The following is a 19655-nucleotide window of genomic DNA, read 5'->3' on the forward strand; positions in this document are numbered from 1 at the left end:
AGGCACGACTGCGGCCCCTCAGATGCTCCCGGCAGTCCTGAGGTTACGTGAGCACTTGCACATTGGCAACAGCAGTCACACCAGTAACATAAACCACAACGTTGTGATTTCGGCGGATACTGCGGGTGTGTCGCGGGTCAAGCCCCGCCGGTTTCCAGCCCTGCCACCTTCCCCATCAGATACCGCCGCTCCGGGAGGCTTCCGGCTTTGGCGGCCGCCGCGAGGTAGGCGTTCCGGGCTTCGGTGCTGTCTCCGGCCAGCTCATGAAGATGTCCCCGAACAACATCAAGCCGGTGGGATTTCCCCAGCGCCGAATCGAGACCATCCAGCAGGGCGAGTCCAGCTGCAGGGCCCTTCACCATCGCCACAGCAACGGCACGGTTGAGGGTCACCACGGGACTGGGAGCCATCTTCTCCAGAACCGTATACAGGGCCAGGATCTGTGGCCAGTCGGTCGCGGCGTCTGTGGCGGCTTCGGCATGCACCGCGGCGATCGCAGCCTGCAGCTGGTAAGGGCCCGGACGCGTCCGGCCCAGGACCGAACTCAGGAGGGCAATACCGTCCTGGATCTGTTGATGGTTCCACAGGCTCCGGTCCTGCTCCGCCAGCGGCACCGGAGTCCCGTCAGCCAGCGTCCGTGCCTTCCGACGCGAATCCGTGAGGAGCATCAGCGCCAGTAAACCGGCGACTTCCCCGTCATCAGGCACGGCCGCCATCAGCAGCCGCGTTAGCCGGATCGCCTCGGTGGTGAGGTCTTCGCGCTGGAGTGAGGCCCCGGAACTGGCCGCGTAGCCTTCGTTGAAGATCAGGTACAGGACGTGAAGTACGACGCCGAGCCTCGCCTTTTGTTCGGCAGGCGGCGGCATGGTGAAGGTCGCTCCCGCCTTCTGGATCCCTTGTTTTGCGCGGCTGATGCGTTGTCCCATGGTGGCTTCGGGGACAAGGAAAGCTGAGGCGATTTCCGCCGTCGTGAGTCCTCCAACTGCCCGCAGCGTCAAGGCGAGTTGCGACGGAGCCGAGAGCGCCGGGTGGCAGCAGAGGAACATCAAGGTCAGGGTGTCGTCCGCCCCTGATACTGAGGTGGACTGGGTATTCATTGCACTGAAATGTTCCTCTCGGGAACGCCGTGCACTTTCGCTTCGGTAAAAATCCACCAGGCGCCGGTTGGCGACAGCCATCAGCCAGGCTTTTGGTTCGCGTGGCAGCTCGGCAGGCCACTTCAGCGAAGCTTCCAGCAGGGCTTCCTGGACGGCGTCCTCACAGGCGTCGAACTGCCCGTGCTTGCGTGCCAGCACGCCGAGGACCTGCGGCGCCAGCGTGCGCAGCAGGTCCTCGATTCGTTCGTGCGGTGGGAGTCCCAGTCAGACCTCCGGCGGCCCATCGGCGAGGGCGCGGAGCTCCACGACCTGGGAGTACTTCACAATGCTGGAACAGATCTCCACGGCGCGTTCCTCGCTGGCAACATCGATCACCCAATAGCCCACCAGTGACTCTTTGGATTCGGCGTAGGGGCCGTCCGTGGTGATCACGCCGTCGGGTGTCTGCTTGACCAGTTTGGCTGTGCTTCCGTCAGTCAGGCCTGCGTTGAAGACCAGTTCGCCGGACTCGGTCAGATCCTTGTCGATCTGGATCATGAACCCGATCATTTCCCGGATCCACTCAGGGTCGGCGGTTTCCATCATGCCCTCAGCCGACCCGAACATCATGATCATGTATTTCATCTCAAACTCCTTATGAACGGCACCCGGTGCGGGTGCTTTCATCCATGGGTCGGAACCGCGGTGGACATTTCTACATGGTGCGACAAACTTTTCCGGAATCTTTCGGATTTTTATGCGCGGGCGATCACCTCACCGTTGGGAATGAGGAAATAGCCATCCTCCGTGGCACCCCACCGGTGCCAGCCCGCGGCGATCCGGGCAAGATCGGCTTCGTTTGCCAAGCCGTATTCAAGAGCCTGTTCAGCGAAAGCGGAGTGCAGCACACGTTCGCTCCAGACCCGGGATTGCCAGGCGCGCTGCTGGGCGGTGGCGTAGAGCCAGTTGCTGCTGGTTGGTGCCACCTGGGTGAATCCGGCCTGCTGGGCCCAGGAGACCAGGCGGCGGCCGGCATCGGGTTCTGCTCCGTTGCGGCGCGCGATCTTCTGGTACAGCTCCATCCAGTCGTCGAGCTCGGGGACTTCCGGGTACCAGCTCATGCCATGGAAATCGGCGTCGCGAACCGCGACGATGGCTCCGGGTTTGGCTACCCTGCGCATCTCCCGAAGCGCCGCAACCGGGTCCGTCAGGTGCTGAAGGACCTGGTGGGCGTGGACGAGGTCGAAGCTCTCATCCTCGAAATCGAGGTCATAGATGTTGCCGGTCTGGAAGCTCACGTTGTCCACGCCACGCTCCGCGGCAAGTTCGGTGGCCTGGGCAACGATGTCAGGAGAGCGGTCGAGGCCGATCACCTGGGCGGGCGCAACCAGCCCGGCGAAATCGCACGTGATGCTCCCCGGGCCGCATCCGACGTCGAGCACTGACGTGCCGGGCGTGAGGTGCGGTATGACGAACGCCGCCGAATTCTCGACCGTCCGTGAGGCGTGGGCCCGGACAACCGACTCGTGGTGCCCGTGGGTGTAGACATCTTCAGGCTGCTGCGCGTTCATAGGCAAACGCTACCCAACCGGGTGGCATTATTTCGCGTTTTGAGCGCTGAAAACGCGGACTAATGCGAGCTAGTTGGATTGGGGGTGGCTGGCTTCCTCGCGGGCAGCCATGGTTGCTTCCACCATGTCCGTCATGAAGCGGCTGACAAGGTCCAGTTCCTCGGCACTGTAAGCGGCCATGGCCTTGCCCATTCGGAGGGCCAACGGCAGGAACATGGCGCTGCCGTCGCGATAGGCCTTGGGCGTCATATGGAGCTGGACCTGCCGACGGTCAGTGCCCAGCCGTTCCCTGACGACGTGTCCGGACGCATGGAGCCTGTCGATCAATGCCGTGGTGGCAGGCGAACTAAGCCGGAGCTCGGTCCGCAGGACGCCAGGGGTGACCACCCGGCCCGCGGCGGAGTGGCGCATGATCACGGCGAGCGCATTCAGGTCAGTGCGGTGCATGTCGTTGCGTCCGCCAGCTGCATCGACGTAATGGTTGGCTTCCAGTGTGAAGTCCTGGAGGAGCCGTACAAGTTCCTGCGGGGCCGCGTTCTCGGGCCTGCCGGCGTCATGGCGCGGAGCTGATGGGTCAGACATTGCGCCCTCCTGCCAGCGTTTGTCTCTTGTTTACTGCCTTCCGGATATTACTCCCAGCTGCCACAGATTCCGGTATCAGTTGATGGGCGCTCTTGGAATAGTTCCATCATAGAGATAATCTATGATGGAATAAAGCCCTTGATCATCCCTGGAGGAGAAGGACACATGAACGCGCAGAAAGTACCGTTCTGGCTGAGATGGCTGGTACCCGTCGTGCTGGTCATCACTTGGCTGGGCATCGCCGGCATTGGCGGCCCGACGTTCGGCCGGCTCAGTGAAGTGTCCTCCAACGACCAAGCCTCCTTCCTGCCTGCCGGCGCCGAAGCCACCGAGGCCGGTGAGTGGCAGGCCAAGTTCAGGGATTCGGAAGAGATCCCGGCAGTGGTCATCGTTGAAAACGACGCTCCTTTCACCCCCGCCCAGCTGGCTCAAGCAGCCAAACTTAAAGGCGATATCGACGCACTCAAGCTGGGGAGCGCCGTCGTCGGCCCCATCCCGTCGCAGGACAGCAAGGCTGTTCAGTTCATTGTCCCCATGGCGTCCTCGGACGAGCTAAGGGAAAAGGTCAAGGAGCTGCGCGACGTGGTTCAGCCGGGGGCTCCGGATGGCATGAAGGCGTTCGTTACGGGGCCCGCCGGGCTGACCGCGGACCTTGTGAATGCGTTCGGCGGGATTGACGGCATCCTGTTGCTGGTGGCCCTGGGGGCAGTGTTCGTGATCCTGTTGCTCGTCTACCGGTCCGTGGTGCTGCCTCTGGCGGTGTTGTTCACGTCGGTGTTCGCGCTGTGCGCAGCGATCCTGCTGGTCTTCGGTATGGCCAAGCTCGGCTGGATCCAACTCAACGGACAAAGCCAAGGCATCCTGTCCATCCTGGTGATCGGCGCAGCCACCGACTACGCTCTGCTGTTTGTGGCACGGTTCCGTGAAGCGCTGACGCACACCACCAACCGCACCCGTGCCGTCATCACAGCGTGGAAGGCATCTTTCGAGCCGATCCTCGCCTCGGGCGCCACAGTCATCATCGCCCTGCTCTGCCTGCTTTTCTCCGACCTGAACTCGAACAAGGCGCTGGGGCCCGTGGCTGCGGCCGGCATTCTCTGCTCCCTGTTTGCCGCGCTCACGCTCCTGCCGGCCCTTATGGCACTGCTCGGACGTGCAGCTTTCTGGCCCTTCCGGCCCAAGCTACTGCCCGACGACGAACGCGAACCCGAGCTTGTTACTGGCCTGGAGGGGCAAAAGGGTCTCTGGAAGGGTGTTGGAACCCTGGTCTCCAAGCGCCCGCGGGTGGTTTGGATCGCCTCTGTGCTCCTGCTGCTCGTCGCCTCCGCCGGGGTGCTGCAGCTCAAAGCCAACGGCGTCCCGCAAACAGACGTCATCCTGGCCAAGTCCGATGCTGTGGACGGCCAGGACGCGCTGGCGCGCCATTTCGACGCCGGCAGCGGCAGCCCCGCAGTCGTGGTCGCCTCCCAGGGCGCCGCGCAGCAGGTCCTGGACAAGGTCAAAGCGGCCGACGGCGTGGGTGACGCTTACTTCCTGGCTGACGGGAACGTGCCGATCACCGGAGCTCCGGGCGCCCCCTCCGAACCGGCAGTCCGCGATGGCAGGGTGCTGATCAACGCCACGTTGAACTCTGCGGCCGATTCGATCGAAGCAGAGAACGCCGTGAAGGCCCTGCGAACCGAGGTCCGGGACGTTGACTCCCAAGCCCTGGTGGGCGGTGTGACGGCCACTGCGTTGGATACCAACACCACCGCGCAGCGTGACCTGGTAGTCATCATCCCGGTGGTCCTGGTGGTCATCCTGTTCATCCTGATGCTCCTGTTGCGATCCGTGGTGGCGCCAGTACTCTTGGTGCTCTCCGTGGTGCTTTCTTACGCGGCAGCCCTTGGTGTCTCTGCATGGGTGTTCAACGGGATCTTCAAGTTCTCCGGAGCTGATGCCACCGTGCCGTTGTTCGGATTCGTGTTCCTGGTTGCGTTGGGGGTGGACTACAACATCTTCCTGATGAGCAGGGTCCGCGAGGAATCCCTGAAGCACGGGACCCGCCCCGGTATCCTCCGTGGCCTGGCCGTAACCGGTGGCGTCATCACCTCCGCAGGCGTGGTGCTGGCCGCGACGTTCGCAGCCCTGGGAGTCATCCCGATCATGTTCCTGGTGCAGTTGGCGTTCATCGTGGCATTCGGGGTGCTGCTGGATACGGTGCTGGTCCGCTCGCTCCTGGTGCCCGCACTCGCCTACGACATCGGGGCCAAGATCTGGTGGCCCAGCAAGCTGGGACGCGGTATCACCCCACCTTCGGTGAAGGAACGTGAGGCATCGGTTGTCCGATAGGCCTTGATTGCCGGGCGGGTACTTGTTGCACTTGAACAAGTACCCGCTTCAGCTTAAGGAGATTGTGTGGCCCAGGATCCGCAACGAAAGGCGTCCGTACTGTTCGTCTGTGTGCACAATTTGAAACTTTGATCGACTCGTTGATCCCCGCTGCCAGCTGAACTCGACCACCAGGAGCGTCTCCCATGAGTAACGAACAACTGATTATCATCGGGTCCGGTCCTGCCGGTTACACGGCAGCCATCTACGCTGCACGTGCCGGTCTGAAACCCCTGGTCCTGGCCGGGTCGGTGACTTCCGGCGGCGCGCTCATGAATACCACCGAGGTGGAGAACTTCCCCGGCTTCCCGGCCGGCATCCAGGGCCCCGAGCTCATGGACGGCTTGCAGGAACAGGCCGAAAAATTCGGGGCCCGCATAGTGTTCGACGACGTCACCTCGGTCTCGCTGCAGGGTCACCTGAAGAGCGTGGTCACCGGAGGCGGCGAAACCCACGAAGCACCGGCCGTCATCCTTGCCACGGGCTCTGCGTACAAAGAACTTGGCTTGCCCGAGGAGAAGAAGCTCAGCGGACACGGCGTCTCCTGGTGTGCCACCTGCGATGGATTCTTCTTCCGCGAACAGGACATCATCGTGGTGGGCGGCGGTGATTCCGCCATGGAGGAAGCGACCTTCCTGACTCGGTTCGGGAAGTCAGTGACCGTCGTTGTGCGTAAAGGTGAACTTCGCGCTTCCCGGATCATGGCGCAGCGTGCCAAAGATAACCCGAAGATCAGCTTCGCCTGGAACTCGGCCATCACCGCAATCCACGGAGACACAAAGGTCACAGGCGTGACGCTCAAGGACACCCGCACCGGAGAAACCCGCGAACAGGCGGCGGCGGGCATCTTTGTGGCGATCGGCCACTTGCCGCGGACGGAACTGGTGGCCGGCCAGGTGGAGCTCGACGCCGAAGGCTACATCAAGGTTGACTCACCCACCACGTGCACCAACCTTTCAGGAGTCTTCGCCTGCGGTGATGCCGTTGACCATCGCTATCGCCAAGCCATCACCGCTGCGGGAACCGGATGTGCTGCGGCGTTGGACGCTGAGCGCTATCTCGCCGCCTTGGAGGACGCAGCCAGCATAGCGACGGCGCTGGTGGAGGAACCGACGCATTTCTAGGTGGACTTGGGCAGTTACTTGGTTTCGTTCGGGTGGTGAGTGTGCACTTGTTCCAGATAGACCACTTGTTCCACGACGAAGAACCAGATTCTGGCGTTGCCCTTGAGCGTTGGCTTGTGCTGCCAGCGCTCATACGTCGAGCCGTTGTGGGTGACAAGCCCCAACTCGCCACGCAGTGGGTAATTGGTTGGAGTGCTGAGTTGAGGTGTCCGCGTGAGAAAGTCCCATGAGTCAGCCAGCGCATTACGAGTGGTTGCTCGCAGATCTATCCACCCGCGTCTCGCTTGAACAGAGGCGAACCGAAGTTCGTATTCAGTCTTTTTTATAGGGCGCTCAACCTTTGGATCCTTCGCCATGCCCTAGGGACGCTCTACGGGTTCGGGCTCTTCAAGCCACTCAATGGGTTCCCGGCCCAGACCGGCTGCCATTGCCGTTGCCGACTCACGCCAAGCAGTCAGCTCGGCAATGGCCAGGTGAGGTTGGTTCGTAGCGAACGACGCCCGGGCAGCTGCCAAAATTCCGCTCGCACAGGTTTCCTGGTCGGCTTTGCTTAGAGCCAGCATCCATGGGAAGCGGTCGCTCATGCGGCCGGCCAGCGTCCCCTCGGTGCTGGTTGAGACAGCCACGAGTTGGGCTGCAAGCTCCAGGAGGGAAACTCTAGCTTGATCTGCGCTTTCTGACATCAATACGAGTGCCTCCCCATCTCGGCGGGTGACCCGGACAGGGTGATCCGCCGCGGCCGCAAAGACCTCTGCGGAAGACCTGCTGAGCTCAGAAGATTGGAAAGTTGTCCTTGAGGTGGTGGCGGTGCTCATGCTCTCAATTGTATTCAGAATGTGTTCTGAATGAAAGATGGCTTGCCTTTCAGGCCTTGACCGTGTTCCGTTCGCGGTATCCGTCGGCTGCGTAGACGCCCAGGACCCGGACTTCGGTGGTGAAGAATTCGAGTTCCTCAAGCGCGCGCCTCAAGCGTGCGTCCTCGGGGTGGCCTTCAACGTCGGAAAGGAACATTGTGGCGGCAAACTCATCGCCCACCATGTAACTTTCCAGACGGGTCATGTTCAGGCCGTTGGTCGCGAAGCCGCCGAGTGCCTTATACAGAGCCGACGGGACGTTGCGGACGCGAAAGACGAAGCTGGTGATCGCCGGACCCGGCAGTTCTTCCCTGGTGGGAAGCTCGCGTTCCCGTGCCAGGACAACGAAACGGGTGGTGTTGGTGGGGTCGTCCTCGACGCCGGACGCCAGGACCTCCAGGCCGTACAGTTGGGCGGCAAGCGGCGGCGCCAACGACAGTTTGCGGGGATCGTTCCAGTCCCTGACTTCACGCGCCGAACCTGCCGTGTCGCCGGCGATCACAGGCTTGAGGCCTGCTTCGCGGATGATCCGGCGGCATTGTCCCAGTGCGTGGATGTGACTGTGGACCTCCGTGGCGCCTTCAATGGTGCTGCCCGGAATTCCCATGAGGTCAAAGCGGATGGGCAGGAAGTATTCGCCTACGATCTGCAGCTTCGACTGGGGGAGGAGAACGTGGATGTCGGCTACGCGGCCGGCGATGGAGTTCTCGATCGGGATCATGGCAAGGTCAACCGCGCCGGTGGCTACGAGCTCAAACGCGTCCTCAAAGCTGGCACACGGAACGCTTTCGAGTTCGGGGAACATTTCCTTGCACGCGAGGTCCGAGTTGGCTCCGGGCTCGCCTTGGTACGCAATCTTCTGGGACATGGTGCTCATGCTTTCACGACGGGTATGCGGCTGCGCAAAAGCGTCCGCCCTGTGACCCGACTATGGGCCGGTGTTGCCGTGATCGGGTGCGGTGCGGTCATCCTTGCAGTCGCCGTTCTCCCCGCGCTAGTTCGAGCCCGAAGTGCCTTTTCATTTCCATCACGCCGAGGTCAGTGATCTTCAGGGCCCGGCTTTGAGGCGTGGGAAGCACCCATCCGCTGGCAAGGGCATGCCTGCAGATCGCCCCGCCCACCAGCCCAGCCGCATGGTACTGGCGCCCGGTCCAGTCCAAGCAAGTTCGTATCAGCGGTCTTGTTCCTTGTCTCTCGATTGAGATTCCGGCCCGCGCCAGATCCTGCTCACCTTTGGGGGTCAGCTGTACCCCGGAGTCGAGATTGATGATGTTCCTGGCGACGAGGGCGTTCATCAAACTGACCCCCAGGTCACCTGCAAGGTGGTCATAGCAGGTGCGGGCCCGCCTTAGGGCTTGGTCACGAGTGATGGAGGTGTACGAGCGGCGATTGCTGGGAACCGGCTCGACGTGGCTGGCCATGGTCTCGATCAGCTCCGCGATCCGGGCATCTTCCAGCCGCACGTAACGGTGCCTGCCTTGGCGTATCTCCGTGAGTATCCCTGCTCCGATGAGCTTGTTGAGGTGCTCGGTGGCTGAAGACTTCGGCACCTGGGCGTAGTTTGCCAGTTCAGAGGCGGTCCATGCGCGCCGGTCCAAGAGCGCCAGGCAGAACGTCGCACGAGTCCTGTCAGCAAAGAGTGCAGCGAGGGAAGCAAACCCCTCTCCAGCCGGAAGAACGTCGGTAGCCATGCGTCCATTATTGGCCCTGCATAGTTCGGTCCGTGCCGAACCGTTGGCGCCCTACGCTTCTAAACCATGTCACCGCATATTGAATTGGACCCCAAGATCCTTTACTTCGGCACACCCGTGGTCTTGGTTTGCACTGAGAATTCCGATATGTCCTTTAACCTCGCACCTATCTCCTCCGCGTGGGCGCTTGGCCGCACCATTGTCCTGGGGTTAGGGGAGGACGGGCACACCATCAGCAACCTCCGCTCACGCCCGGAGCTGACCTTGAACTACCCCGAGCCCCACCTTTGGCCGGCTGTCGAGCGGCTTGCTTCGCTGACAGGAGCGTATCCGGTGCCACCGACGAAACCTGCCCGCACTACCTTCGAAGCCAACAAGTTCGCGGCCGCCCGACTCAACAGCCAAGGCTCGGTTGGTGTTCGTCCGCCGCGGGTACAGGAGTGCGGCATTCAACTTGAAGCCCGTGCGACAGTAATCTCTCCATCAGGCGCAGGAGAATTTGCGGTCGTCGAATGCCAGGTGGAGAAGATCCACGTGCGCGAATCCTTGGTCCTGCCGAATACCCAGCACGTCGATCCGACGCAATGGGAACCGTTGATCTACAACTTCAGGCACTATTTCGGGCTCGGCCCGGAGCAAGGCTTCTCCTACCGTTCCGAAACCCCGGGAGGGCGCCCGAAAACCCAACTGGGCAGCAGCTAACGCCCTTATGGGAAAGTCCAAAGGGCGTTAGCTGCTACCTGGTTTGGGAAGGAGATGTCAGCCGTTGATGACCTGCGGTACGCCCAGGGCCTTCAGGCCTTCGGCGCCGAACTCCAGGCCATAACCGGACTGCTTTGCGCCACCAAACGGGACACGGGGGTCCACGGCGCCGTGCTTGTTGATCCACACGGTTCCGGCTTGGATACGGGCGGCGACTTCGCGGGCCGCGCCCAGGTCGGACGACCAGACCGAGGCGCCGAGTCCGACGTCGAGCGCGTTCGCCTTGGCGACTGCCTCGTCAACGGTGCTGTACTTGATGATGGGCAGGGCAGGGCCGAACTGTTCCTCCGCGACCAGCGGGTTGTCGTTGTCGATGTCCGCCACCAACGTCGTCGGGTAGAAATTGCCGGGCTGGTCAGCGTCAGGGTTGCCGCCCACCAGGATGCGGGCGCCCGAGTCGCGGGCGGCCTCAACCAGCCGGGCCACGATGTCGTATTGGGCGCGGTTCTGCAGCGGACCCAGGACGTTGTTCTCATCCAAGCCGTTACCCATGGGCATGGCGGCAGCGACGGCGGCGAGCTCCGTGCACACGGCCTCGTACTGGGATTCGTGGACGTAGAGTCGCTTCAGCGCGGCGCAGGTCTGGCCGGTGTTGATGAACGCGCCCCAGAAAAGGCCCTCGGCTATTGCCTTCGGGTCGGAATCGGGGAGGACGATGCCGGCGTCGTTGCCGCCGAGTTCCAAGGTGAGGCGCTTGACGGTGTCGGCCGAGGAACGGATGATCGCCTTGCCCGTGGCGGTGGAACCGGTGAACATGACCTTGCCGATCGCGTCATGCGAGGCCAACGCTTCGCCGACATCACGGCCGCCGGACACCACGCTGAGCAGCCCCTCAGGAAGCTCTTCGTTGATGATGGCAGCCAGCGCCAGCACGGACAACGGTGTGTACTCGGAGGGTTTGACCACGACGGCGTTGCCCATGCGCAGTGCCGGGGCGATCTGCCAGACGGTGATCATCATGGGCCAGTTCCACGGGCCAATGGCACCCACGACGCCGATGGGCCGGTAGTGCAGTTCGGCGTGGGTTTCGCCGTCATCCACCACGGTTTCCGGGTCGAGCGGCGTAGCGGCGGTGGCGCGCAGCCACGCCGCGCAGGCGCCGACTTCGAAACGCGCGTTCGGGCCGTTCAGCGGCTTCCCCTGCTCGCGGGAGAGCAGTCGGGCGAGTTCTTCGGCGGACCGTTCGACGGCGTCGGCTGCTTTCAGGAGCGCAGCGGATCTGGCGTCGTGACCCAAGGCAGCCCATGCGGGTTGCGCTGCTGCTGCGGCGTCGATCGCAGTTTGAAGGTCTTCGACGGTGTGAACAGGGGCTTCGCCAACCGCCTGACCCGTGGCCGGGTCGAAGATGGTGCGGCTGTTCTGGCCGGGGGCTGGTGTGATCGATGCCAGCAGGGCGTCGTAAGTCTCCATTGGTACTCCGCTCGGATAGTAAGTCTTGGCGGCCGGTTAGGCACGCGGCGATGTTTCCAGTGTGGTGGGCGTCACGGGTATGGGCCTTGTCTATGCACGAACAGCCCTTGACGGGAAGTGAACGCTTTCCCTCACGGCGCCCGTCCCTGATAATCGAGCTTGTGACCCTTGCTTCCCTGGCGGCCTTCGCTGGCCTCTGCCTCGTCTTGTCCGTGACACCAGGCCCTGACACGTTCCTCGTGTTGCGGATTGCGTTGAACCGACCCAGTGCGGGGATTGCTGCCGCCGCGGGTTCGGCGGCTGGCGCGATTGTCTGGGCAGCCCTGGTGGGCGTCGGGCTGGCCGCACTCCTGGAGCAGTCGGCCGAACTGTTCCGTTGGCTCAAGATCGCAGGTGGTTTGTACCTGCTGTACCTGGGCGTCTCCTCATTCATCAAGTCCCGGAAAGCCGCCAAAGCCGCGACCATGGACGGGGCAACGGAGAATGCGCCCCTCCCTTACAGCCGACTTTCCGCTTTGGGTGCCGGAGCGCTGTCAACGCTGCTCAACCCCAAGGTTGGGCTCTTCTACTTGGCCGTGGTCCCGCAGTTCATTCCGCACGGCGGCGACACCATGGGCACTTCCCTGATTCTGGGAGTGGTGGTCGCCGTCATTGCCTTCGCGTACCTCTCGATGATCGCGATGGTCGCTTTCAAGGCCATGCGGTGGCTGAAGCGCCCCAAGGTGAGCACCGCCGTCGAGCGTGTCAGCAGCGGCGTGATCGCCGGCCTGGGCGTTGGTGTAGTGGCGTCGGGGGCCAGCAGTTAAAGCTAATTCAGCGAGAGACGAAGACGTTTCACGCCCTCGGCACATTCCGGCACCTGATCCATGAGCTCTGGTTCATTGGCCAGACGGCCCAACATGTTCGCCAGGTGGTTCTGTTCAGCAGGTTTGTAGGTAATACCGCGAAGGTCCGAGGCGCGCACAACAGAGGCCAAGGTCAGGAAATCATCTACGTGCCGTCGCCAGAGGGGGTCGTTGACGATGGTCAGCGCTCCCGCTTTGCCTATCAGGCTGCCCAGGATGGTTGGCCGGATGACCCTGCCGGACACAAATCCTGCCAGAACCTCGACGGTCTCGGAGCGGTCAAGCGCTTGCTGGCTGGCCGGGGCAGCAATGGTGGTTCCACCCGTAACTCCGCGTCTCTTCTCCGCCCGTTCCCCCAGGTGTCGAGGAATCAGGACATCCACCAGCGCATCTCCGCGTTTCCATCGATGTTGGTACCCCTCGAGGGATTCGCCTTGGGATTCGAAGCCGAGATGCACCAGCAGTTCCGTGAAGTCGTGAAGCATCGTTGGGAATGCCCGGATGTCGAGTGCCATGTCCGCGTCCTTAGTAGCCCGCACGGCCGGAGCACCTCGCTCGACGGCGTGCAGGAAAACGGCTTGGCCGCCTACCAGGACCCATCCTTGGGGCATTGCTCTATGTATTTCAAAGACCGCTTGCCAGGCCTCCTGTTGCTCGCGGGGCATTGCCGGCAGTTCAATGGGCATGGGTTGTCCTGAGCATTTCGCGTGCGGCTTCCTGTTCTCGTGCACCCCGCCGTTCGGCCAAGTCCACCGCGACCGCAAGTGGTGGGAGCTCATCCGGGATTCGTTCGGCGGCCCGCAGCACCACATTGGGTCTCTTGCCGGGGGACGGCTCAACAAGGAACCAGTCTTTGACGATGTCCTCTAGTTCGTCGCGTTGCACGTAAGCCTCCAGCTCCGAATTGGCCAGCAGCCCAGACCGTGGGTGCGAGACTCCGGAAAGATGGATCCGTTTGTCCTCGCGAAGATCGGCAAGGTCGGCCGGGTTGGAAGAGAATTGAAGCTTTTCGGCCCGGTTGGCCAACCATGCCACTAGTAGTTCCAGGGAAGCGGGGGATTCGCTCAGTCGGCTGATGCGTTCCTTCAACCGGTGCTGTTCTACGGGTGAGGGTGCCAGGTACTCCGGGAGGGGACGGCTCTGGCTGTCGTCCCAGAAGCATGCCATGAGTTGCCAGGCGCTGCGTTCGGACAGGGGGCGTCCCGCAGGCCGGCCAGGCAGGTATTGGGAAGCATCGACTTCCTCAACAATCCAACGCCCGCCCACCCGTTGACCTCGGATACGTCCGGATTGAACGAGGTGGCGCGCTCGGCTTTCGTTGACGTGGAGGCGCTTCGCCAAGTCGGGGATGCTGAGTACCATTACACAATGGTATCGGTTGCGCTAGTAATATGTAATAGCTGATCTCAAGGTTTTCCTGTGGTCCTCCACTGGGAATGCCGAGTCGCGAACACTCCGGTTTTATCCAGCCAGCAGTGCCAGGTAGTTGTCCAACTGCCCGGCAAGGTCCTGCGAAAAGTGTTCGTCGGGGGACAACGCCGCCACGATCTGCGCGCCGAGCATCATGTTGAGCAGGTGGTCGGCGACGGCGGCGTCACCGATGGGGGTGCTGATCTCACCGGCCGCGCGGGCTGCTGCGGCATGCGCCGTGATGGTGGTGTGCCACTGGTTCATGGATGCGCTGTGGAGGGCGGCCATGTCGGCGTCGTTCAGCGCTTTCTGCCAGAACGGGATCACGATGCGGGCTTCGTTGACGCGTTCTTCATCCAGCGGCAATACCTCCGCGCAGAACGCCCGCAGCGCCGCTACTCCGGCCAGCCCTTCAGTCATCGAGGCGATGCGCTGGTTGGTGCGGTTGAACACGTGCCCGAACGCCGAGGTCAGGAGCATGTCCTTGGTGGGGAAGTAGGGCTTGAGGGCGCCGTTGGCGAAGCCGGCTTCCTCGGCGATTTCGCGCATGGTGGCGCCTTCCATGCCCAGCCTCGCGATGATGCGCCAGGTTGCGTCCACCAGTTCAAGGCGTCGTTGATCGTGGTCCACAATCTTTGGCACTGTTGGGGCTCCCGGAAAAAATATGGCGGACAGGTCTTGTGACCCATCTTACGTTTTGGTTATTCTCTACAACTATAGAAAATAAATCCTGACCGCACGCGGTCCCGGACAAGAGGCAGCCATGACGCCCACAGCAACTGAGACAGCCGCCATTGAGGAAACGCAGTACCGACTGGCCACGGGTGCCGAAATCTCCCAGGTCCAGGGAATCCTGCAGGCCGCCGGACACCTCGGCCCCGAAAAGCGGATTGCCTACCTGGGGCTGGTGGACCCCTCCCGCGGACAGGCAGACGGAGACCGTCGCTTCCGCATCTTCATCCACGACATCTCCGGTGGCGCACCCACCGACATCCTGGTCTCCGTGACCCGCGGCGAGGTCCTCTCCGCCGTCGAGCTTGACACCAAAGTCTCCGGCGAACTGCCTGTCCTGGAAGAAGAGTTCGAGGTAGTCGAGACGCTCCTGGCAACTGATGAGTGTTGGCTCGCGGCGCTCGCGGCCCGCGACCTCGACGTCGCTAAAGTCCGGGTGGCGCCGCTGTCCGCCGGCGTCTTCGAGTACGACGACGAGAAGGGCCGTCGCATCCTCCGCGGACTGGCTTTCGTGCAGGACTTTCCCGAGGACAGCGCCTGGGCCCACCCGGTGGATGGCCTGGTTGCCTACGTGGACGTGGTCAACAAGCAAGTCACACAGGTGATCGACCTGGGCGTGATGCCCATTCCGGCTGAGCACGGGAACTACACGGACCCGGAACTGACCGGCCCGCTCCGGGAAACCCAGAAGCCCATCAGCATCACCCAGCCGGAGGGCCCCAGCTTCACGGTCACCGGAGGCAACCATGTGGAGTGGGAAAAATGGAGCGTGGACGTCGGCTTCGACGTGCGCGAAGGAGTTGTCCTCCACAATCTGGCGTTCCAGGACGGAGGCAAGAAGCGGCCCATCATCAACCGCGCCTCGATCGCCGAAATGGTGGTGCCCTACGGCGATCCCTCCCCAATCCGGTCATGGCAGAACTACTTCGACACCGGCGAATACCTGGTGGGCCAGTACGCCAACTCCCTGGAACTCGGCTGCGATTGCCTGGGCGATATCACCTACCTGAGCCCGGTCATCAGCGACGCCTTCGGTAATCCCCGCGAAATCCGCAACGGCATCTGCATGCACGAGGAAGACTGGGGAATCCTCTCCAAGCACTCCGACCTCTGGACCGGCATCAACTACACCCGCCGCAACCGCCGCCTGGTGATCTCCTTCTTCACCACCATCGGCAACTACGACTACGGCTTCTACTGGTACCTCTACCTGGACGGCACCATCGAATTCGAGGCCAAAGCCACCGGCGTTGTGTTCACCAGCGCTTTCCCGGAAGGCGGCTCGGACAACATTTCCCAGCTCGCGCCAGGACTTGGAGCCCCCTTCCACCAGCACCTCTTCAGCGCGCGTCTGGACATGGCCATCGATGGTTTCACCAACCGGGTGGAAGAAGAAGATGTGGTCCGCCAGGCAATGGGCGAAGGCAACGAACGTGGCAACGCGTTTTCCCGCAAGCGTACGGTATTGGCCAAAGAGTCCGAGGCCGTCCGGGAAGCCGACGCGCGCGCCGGAAGAACGTGGATCATCTCCAACCCCGAATCCAGGAACCGTCTCGGTGAACCGGTCGGCTACAAGCTCCACGCCGAGAACCAGCCCACCCTCCTGGCAGACCCGGGTTCTTCCATTGCCAAACGCGCTGCATTCGCCACCAAGGACGTGTGGGTCACCCGTTACGCGGACGAGGAACGCTACCCCACGGGAGACTTCGTGAACCAGCACTCCGGCGGCGCCGGGCTGCCCGCGTATGTGGCCCAGGACCGCGACATCGACGGCCAGGACATCGTTCTGTGGCACACCTTCGGCCTCACGCACTTCCCCCGCGTCGAAGACTGGCCGATCATGCCGGTGGACACGGTTGGCTTCAAGCTGCGCCCGGAAGGGTTCTTCGACCGCAGCCCAGTGTTGGACGTTCCAGCCAACGCCTCGGGTTCAAGCTGCCACAGCGAGGCCGGTGCGTCAGGCGAAGAGCACGGCGAGCCCGCCGGGCACTGCCACTAACGTGGCCTCGGCCATCAGTGGAGGGCGGGTCCGGCCCGTCCTCCACCCGCGTGCCTGCGCCGTCCTGACGGCACTCTCCTGCGTGGTGCATCTTGGACTCGCAGCATCAGGGCACCACGACGCCTGGCTGGGTGTCCTCATGATCGCCCTGGCAGCCGTGTGCTTCCCCTGCACAGTCCACATCTGGCGCCACAGCCGCGTCGGTGCACTCCACCAAGTCACCGGCTCAGCCCTTGCCATGGTCGCCCTGCACGCTGTGCTGCTGCTCGGAGCGGGCGGTTCCGGACACGCCCATGGCGGCAGGCCGGCGTCGAACGTTGTTGACACAACCGGGGCAACCCAACTCCTGCTGGTGATCGGACTGGAAATCACGACGGCGTTACTCGCCTCGACGTTGGTGGCCCGCCTCAGGCGGGTCCGGGCGCAGTCCCTGTAACCGGAGTGCCCGAAATTCGGCAGGATATTGCTGTTTGCAGGCAGTATCCCTGCTTGTTGGACCCCTTCCGAATACTGTTCAGTGGGATGGTGAATAAAGCTGTCAACAGTTCGGGCCTGGGCCTCTTCCGTGCAACGGGAATTTATGTTGGTGCCATTCTTGGTTCAGGCGTGCTGGTTCTGCCCGCCATTGCCGCTCAGGTGGCTGGGCCGGCGTCGATATTGGCGTGGGGCTTGCTCCTGGTGTTCTGCACGCCCGTGGCATTTAGTTTCGCCGAAATGTCCCGGCAACAGCCCGACGCCGGTGGCATAGCAACGTTCGTCACAAGGGCCTTCGGGCCCCGGGCGTCAGTGGTGGCCGGCTACCTGTTCTACTTCGCGATACCCTTTGGCGCGCCCGCGACGGCGGTTATTGGCGGGGAGTACATCGCCCACGCCATGGGAGGCGGACGGGAGACGACACTGATTGCCGCGGGGCTGATCCTGGCGGCTGGTTTGCTGAGCAACGCGGTGGGCATCAGGGTCTCCAGCAAACTGCAGCTGCTCCTCATGGTCTTGCTGGTTGCTTTGCTTGCCTTCGCTGTTGCCGTGGCCGCGCCGTATGCCCGGGCGGAGAATTTCGAGCCCTTCGCTCCGCATGGCTACTGGGCTGTGGGAGGTGCGGCCAGCTTGTTGTTCTTTTGTTTCGCGGGATGGGAAGCCGTGACCCACCTGGCCGGCGAGTTCCGCAACCCCGAGCGAGACCTGAAGCGGGCAACTTGGCTGACGCTCGTCGTCGTCGGTGTGGTGTACATCGGGCTCGTGGCTGCGTGCGTAGCTGTCCTGGGCCCCGCGCTCGCGGGCAGCAGCGTCCCGGTTGCCGAGCTGCTGGCGAAAGGGCTCGGCCCTGCGGCAGCACCGGTTACCGCGGTCGCGGCGGCGGTGCTCACGTTCGGTCCGTTGAATACTTTCGTGGCCGGTGCCAGCAAGCTCGGTGCCAGGTTGGCGTCCGACGGCGTGCTTCCGCGGGCTTTGGCGCGCGGCGCCGGGCCGGGGGAGGTCCCATCGGTGAGTCTCGGCGTCCTGGGCATGTTGGCGTCGATCTCCTTCGCTCTCGCCGCGACCGGTTTGCTGAGCATGGAGTTCCAAATTGGGGCGGCCTCGGCGTGCTTCACCGCGGTGACGGCCTTTGGCTTGGCTGCCGGAGTGGTACTTCTCCGCCGTGGAACTCCGGCTTGGTACGGGGTGATCGTGGCGGCGGTGGTGATGCTCGTTGCGCTCGTGTTCAGCGGATGGGCGCTGCTGGTCCCGGCCGGTCTGGGTGTGGCGGCCCTGGCTGCCTGGCGAGTTCGCGGGAAGCCTGCCGCTTCGCACGGAAGTTTCCAGACGAACCCGCAGCCTTCCCGCGAACTCGCGGCTAGGAACGGGAGACCCTCGTAAGTTTGTCCGGATTGGACACTTGCCGCAGGCCCCGGATGCTTCCATCCGGGGCGGCGTCCAGCTCCATGACGTCGGAGCGGCCGTTATGCCTGAGCACCAAAGCCGCTCCGCCGTTGATCTCCACAACCCAGGCCCGGATAGGCTCCACAGGATCGAAGTCCACTGCCTTGCCGAGGATGCCCGCAAAGAAGCGTGCGATCCTCGAGGCCCCGAACAGCGGGTTCATGGCGCTCTTGACCTTGCCACCGCCGTCGGCCCACAGCACTGCGTCGCGGTGGAGCATCGAGACCACCGTGTTGATCTCACCCTGCTCAATGGCTTGGACGAGTTTCTCCAAGGCGGCCCGGTCCTTCGCCCGGGGTGCGGGTGCGTCGGGGTCAATATCCAGGCGGCGTTCGGCCCTCGAAATCAGCTGGCGAACGGCGGCCGGCGTCTTGCCCAGGACGTCGGCGATCTCCGGCGCGGGCATTCCGAAGGCACGGTGCAGGACCAACGCCGCCCGCGCCTCCGGTGCCAGTTGCTCGGCCAGATGCAGCAAGGTCAAGGACAACAGTTCGCGGTTGGCCACTGCCTCCTCCGGCAATTGGGCGGTGTCCACGGGCTCAGGCAGCCACGGTCCGGTGTAGTCCTCCCGCACCGTCGCGAGTTGGCGCACCCGGTCGATGGAACGGCGCACGCACACGGTGGTCAGCCACGCCGGCCAGGAGTCCACGCGGCCGCCGTCGGTCTTCCGTTCCTGCCGTACGGCGTCGATCCCAACCTCGGAGACCACGTCCTCGGCGTGGCCGAAGTCGCCCAGCATCCGGTAGGCAATCCCCAGCAGGCGGTTCCGTTCGCTTTGCCACGCCACAGTGGCCGAGACTGCAAGAGTCATGCTGCCCACGTTACCGTTCAGACCAGCGGATTCTTCTCATCCACCGGCGGCTCCATCTGTGTGCTGATGGCAATCCTGTTCCACACATTGATGGTGGAGATCGCCAGGACCAAACCGCCCATCTGGCCGTCGTCGAAATGGGTGGCCGCAGCGTTCCAGATCTCGTCGGTCACAGTGTCAGGCCCCAACTGGGTCAAGGCATCGGTGAGGGCGAGGACGGCCTGCTCCCGGGCGTCGAAGAACACTTTCGAGTGCTGCCAGGCGGCCACAGCATGCAACTTCCGTGACGGGATGCCACGCTTGTGGCCATCAGTCGCGTGCATATCCACGCAGAAACCGCAGCCGTTGAGGATCGAGGCGCGGAGCTTGATCAGCTCGTAAAGATCGGGATCCACAGAGGTGCGGGCGTAGCCTTCCAGGCCAATGACGGCAGCGTAGCCGAGTTTGTTGCTTCGGCCGATGTTGATGCGGGTCATGCTGTCTTCCCTTCAGAGTTGGTGC

General features: G+C 63.1%; 21 protein-coding genes. 7 read left to right on the forward strand and 14 right to left on the reverse strand.

The window, feature by feature from the left end; translation table 11 throughout:
- Nucleotides 1-137: 137 nt before the first annotated feature.
- The 4 genes from QRM57_RS17565 to QRM57_RS17580 all read right to left on the reverse strand — a co-directional run bounded on the left by QRM57_RS17565 (nt 138) and on the right by QRM57_RS17580 (nt 3229).
- Nucleotides 138-1361 carry an RNA polymerase sigma factor gene (locus QRM57_RS17565; protein ID WP_284987746.1) on the reverse strand — a complete coding sequence of 408 codons (1224 nt, stop codon included), beginning with the start codon at nt 1359-1361 and terminating at the stop codon, nt 138-140.
- Nucleotides 1362-1721, reverse strand: a complete 360-nt coding sequence (locus QRM57_RS17570; protein ID WP_235517814.1) for a YciI family protein — start codon at nt 1719-1721, stop codon at nt 1362-1364.
- Nucleotides 1722-1831: 110 nt separating this feature from the next.
- The gene (locus tag QRM57_RS17575) at nt 1832-2647 is read right to left on the reverse strand and encodes a methyltransferase domain-containing protein (RefSeq protein ID WP_284987520.1); all 816 of its coding nucleotides are present in this window, start codon (nt 2645-2647) and stop codon (nt 1832-1834) included.
- 69 nt (nt 2648-2716) lie between these two features.
- A complete protein-coding gene (locus QRM57_RS17580; protein WP_284987521.1) occupies nt 2717-3229 on the reverse strand; it encodes a MarR family winged helix-turn-helix transcriptional regulator in 513 nt (170 codons plus the stop codon).
- A 165-nt stretch (nt 3230-3394) separates the two neighbouring features.
- Between QRM57_RS17580 and QRM57_RS17585 the strand changes: the two genes are divergently transcribed.
- Both QRM57_RS17585 and trxB read left to right on the forward strand, forming a co-directional pair.
- Nucleotides 3395-5560, forward strand: a complete 2166-nt coding sequence (locus tag QRM57_RS17585) for an MMPL family transporter (RefSeq protein WP_284987522.1) — start codon at nt 3395-3397, stop codon at nt 5558-5560.
- A gap of 185 nt (nt 5561-5745) precedes the next feature.
- A complete protein-coding gene (gene trxB, locus QRM57_RS17590) occupies nt 5746-6723 on the forward strand; it encodes a thioredoxin-disulfide reductase (RefSeq protein WP_257369414.1) in 978 nt (325 codons plus the stop codon).
- 14 nt (nt 6724-6737) lie between these two features.
- On the opposite strand, the gene QRM57_RS17595 is transcribed toward trxB, so the two are convergent.
- The 4 genes from QRM57_RS17595 to QRM57_RS17610 all read right to left on the reverse strand — a co-directional run bounded on the left by QRM57_RS17595 (nt 6738) and on the right by QRM57_RS17610 (nt 9268).
- Nucleotides 6738-7079, reverse strand: a complete 342-nt coding sequence (locus QRM57_RS17595) for a hypothetical protein (protein WP_284987523.1) — start codon at nt 7077-7079, stop codon at nt 6738-6740.
- Between the two features lie 3 nt (nt 7080-7082).
- Nucleotides 7083-7538 (reverse strand): prevent-host-death protein, encoded by a 456-nt coding sequence (locus QRM57_RS17600; RefSeq protein ID WP_235517806.1) that lies wholly within the window; start codon nt 7536-7538, stop codon nt 7083-7085.
- Between the two features lie 49 nt (nt 7539-7587).
- Nucleotides 7588-8445, reverse strand: coding sequence for a prephenate dehydratase (locus QRM57_RS17605; RefSeq protein ID WP_284987524.1), 858 nt, complete (start codon nt 8443-8445; stop codon nt 7588-7590).
- A 97-nt stretch (nt 8446-8542) separates the two neighbouring features.
- On the reverse strand, nt 8543-9268 hold the full coding sequence (locus QRM57_RS17610; protein WP_284987526.1) for an ArsR/SmtB family transcription factor: 726 nt from the start codon (nt 9266-9268) through the stop codon (nt 8543-8545).
- A gap of 66 nt (nt 9269-9334) precedes the next feature.
- Between QRM57_RS17610 and QRM57_RS17615 the strand changes: the two genes are divergently transcribed.
- A complete protein-coding gene (locus tag QRM57_RS17615) occupies nt 9335-9970 on the forward strand; it encodes a flavin reductase family protein (protein WP_284987527.1) in 636 nt (211 codons plus the stop codon).
- 57 nt (nt 9971-10027) lie between these two features.
- Here the strand turns inward: QRM57_RS17615 and QRM57_RS17620 are convergent, their stop codons facing one another.
- Nucleotides 10028-11440, reverse strand: coding sequence for an aldehyde dehydrogenase family protein (locus QRM57_RS17620; RefSeq protein WP_284987528.1), 1413 nt, complete (start codon nt 11438-11440; stop codon nt 10028-10030).
- 161 nt (nt 11441-11601) lie between these two features.
- Here QRM57_RS17620 and QRM57_RS17625 point away from each other — a divergent pair, with 161 nt between their 5' ends.
- Nucleotides 11602-12246, forward strand: a complete 645-nt coding sequence (locus tag QRM57_RS17625) for a LysE family translocator (protein WP_284987530.1) — start codon at nt 11602-11604, stop codon at nt 12244-12246.
- 2 nt (nt 12247-12248) lie between these two features.
- On the opposite strand, the gene QRM57_RS17630 is transcribed toward QRM57_RS17625, so the two are convergent.
- From QRM57_RS17630 to QRM57_RS17640, 3 genes are all read right to left on the reverse strand, one after another.
- On the reverse strand, nt 12249-12971 hold the full coding sequence (locus QRM57_RS17630; RefSeq protein WP_284987531.1) for a hypothetical protein: 723 nt from the start codon (nt 12969-12971) through the stop codon (nt 12249-12251).
- Nucleotides 12961-13647, reverse strand: a complete 687-nt coding sequence (locus tag QRM57_RS17635) for a helix-turn-helix domain-containing protein (protein WP_284987532.1) — start codon at nt 13645-13647, stop codon at nt 12961-12963. Before QRM57_RS17635 ends, QRM57_RS17630 begins: the two co-directional genes overlap by 11 nt.
- 99 nt (nt 13648-13746) lie before the next feature.
- Nucleotides 13747-14337 (reverse strand): TetR/AcrR family transcriptional regulator, encoded by a 591-nt coding sequence (locus QRM57_RS17640; RefSeq protein WP_235517801.1) that lies wholly within the window; start codon nt 14335-14337, stop codon nt 13747-13749.
- Nucleotides 14338-14458: 121 nt separating this feature from the next.
- On the opposite strand from QRM57_RS17640, the gene QRM57_RS17645 reads away from it, so the two are divergent.
- The 3 genes from QRM57_RS17645 (at nt 14459) to QRM57_RS17655 (ending at nt 18280) form a co-directional block, all read left to right on the forward strand.
- A complete protein-coding gene (locus tag QRM57_RS17645) occupies nt 14459-16426 on the forward strand; it encodes a primary-amine oxidase (protein WP_284987533.1) in 1968 nt (655 codons plus the stop codon).
- Nucleotide 16427: 1 nt separating this feature from the next.
- Entirely contained in the window at nt 16428-16862 is a 435-nt protein-coding gene (locus QRM57_RS17650) for a hypothetical protein (protein WP_284987534.1), read from the forward strand.
- An 86-nt stretch (nt 16863-16948) separates the two neighbouring features.
- Nucleotides 16949-18280 carry an APC family permease gene (locus QRM57_RS17655; protein WP_284987535.1) on the forward strand — a complete coding sequence of 444 codons (1332 nt, stop codon included), beginning with the start codon at nt 16949-16951 and terminating at the stop codon, nt 18278-18280.
- Here the strand turns inward: QRM57_RS17655 and QRM57_RS17660 are convergent.
- Together QRM57_RS17660 and QRM57_RS17665 are read right to left on the reverse strand one after the other, a co-directional pair.
- Nucleotides 18258-19154, reverse strand: coding sequence for a sigma-70 family RNA polymerase sigma factor (locus QRM57_RS17660; protein WP_284987536.1), 897 nt, complete (start codon nt 19152-19154; stop codon nt 18258-18260). The genes QRM57_RS17655 and QRM57_RS17660 overlap by 23 nt on opposite strands.
- A gap of 17 nt (nt 19155-19171) precedes the next feature.
- On the reverse strand, nt 19172-19630 hold the full coding sequence (locus QRM57_RS17665; protein ID WP_284987537.1) for a carboxymuconolactone decarboxylase family protein: 459 nt from the start codon (nt 19628-19630) through the stop codon (nt 19172-19174).
- Nucleotides 19631-19655 lie beyond the last annotated feature (25 nt).

It is taken from the genome of Arthrobacter sp. fls2-241-R2A-172 (assembly GCF_030208885.1).
Lineage (GTDB): Bacteria > Actinomycetota > Actinomycetes > Actinomycetales > Micrococcaceae > Arthrobacter.

Bases quoted from the DNA above. Each gene is read 5' to 3' on its own strand.
- QRM57_RS17570 (WP_235517814.1), bottom strand. From the start codon at position 1,721: ATGAAATACATGATCATGATGTTCGGGTCGGCTGAGGGCATGATGGAA.
- QRM57_RS17655 (WP_284987535.1), top strand. From the start codon at position 16,949: ATGGTGAATAAAGCTGTCAACAGTTCGGGCCTGGGCCTCTTCCGTGCA.
- QRM57_RS17580 (WP_284987521.1), bottom strand. From the start codon at position 3,229: ATGTCTGACCCATCAGCTCCGCGCCATGACGCCGGCAGGCCCGAGAAC.
- QRM57_RS17600 (WP_235517806.1), bottom strand. From the start codon at position 7,538: ATGAGCACCGCCACCACCTCAAGGACAACTTTCCAATCTTCTGAGCTC.
- QRM57_RS17635 (WP_284987532.1), bottom strand. From the start codon at position 13,647: ATGGTACTCAGCATCCCCGACTTGGCGAAGCGCCTCCACGTCAACGAA.
- trxB (WP_257369414.1), top strand. From the start codon at position 5,746: ATGAGTAACGAACAACTGATTATCATCGGGTCCGGTCCTGCCGGTTAC.
- QRM57_RS17605 (WP_284987524.1), bottom strand. From the start codon at position 8,445: ATGTCCCAGAAGATTGCGTACCAAGGCGAGCCCGGAGCCAACTCGGAC.
- QRM57_RS17610 (WP_284987526.1), bottom strand. From the start codon at position 9,268: ATGGCTACCGACGTTCTTCCGGCTGGAGAGGGGTTTGCTTCCCTCGCT.
- QRM57_RS17630 (WP_284987531.1), bottom strand. From the start codon at position 12,971: ATGCCCATTGAACTGCCGGCAATGCCCCGCGAGCAACAGGAGGCCTGG.
- QRM57_RS17620 (WP_284987528.1), bottom strand. From the start codon at position 11,440: ATGGAGACTTACGACGCCCTGCTGGCATCGATCACACCAGCCCCCGGC.
- QRM57_RS17645 (WP_284987533.1), top strand. From the start codon at position 14,459: ATGACGCCCACAGCAACTGAGACAGCCGCCATTGAGGAAACGCAGTAC.
- QRM57_RS17595 (WP_284987523.1), bottom strand. From the start codon at position 7,079: ATGGCGAAGGATCCAAAGGTTGAGCGCCCTATAAAAAAGACTGAATAC.
- QRM57_RS17585 (WP_284987522.1), top strand. From the start codon at position 3,395: ATGAACGCGCAGAAAGTACCGTTCTGGCTGAGATGGCTGGTACCCGTC.
- QRM57_RS17575 (WP_284987520.1), bottom strand. From the start codon at position 2,647: ATGAACGCGCAGCAGCCTGAAGATGTCTACACCCACGGGCACCACGAG.
- QRM57_RS17665 (WP_284987537.1), bottom strand. From the start codon at position 19,630: ATGACCCGCATCAACATCGGCCGAAGCAACAAACTCGGCTACGCTGCC.
- QRM57_RS17615 (WP_284987527.1), top strand. From the start codon at position 9,335: ATGTCACCGCATATTGAATTGGACCCCAAGATCCTTTACTTCGGCACA.
- QRM57_RS17660 (WP_284987536.1), bottom strand. From the start codon at position 19,154: ATGACTCTTGCAGTCTCGGCCACTGTGGCGTGGCAAAGCGAACGGAAC.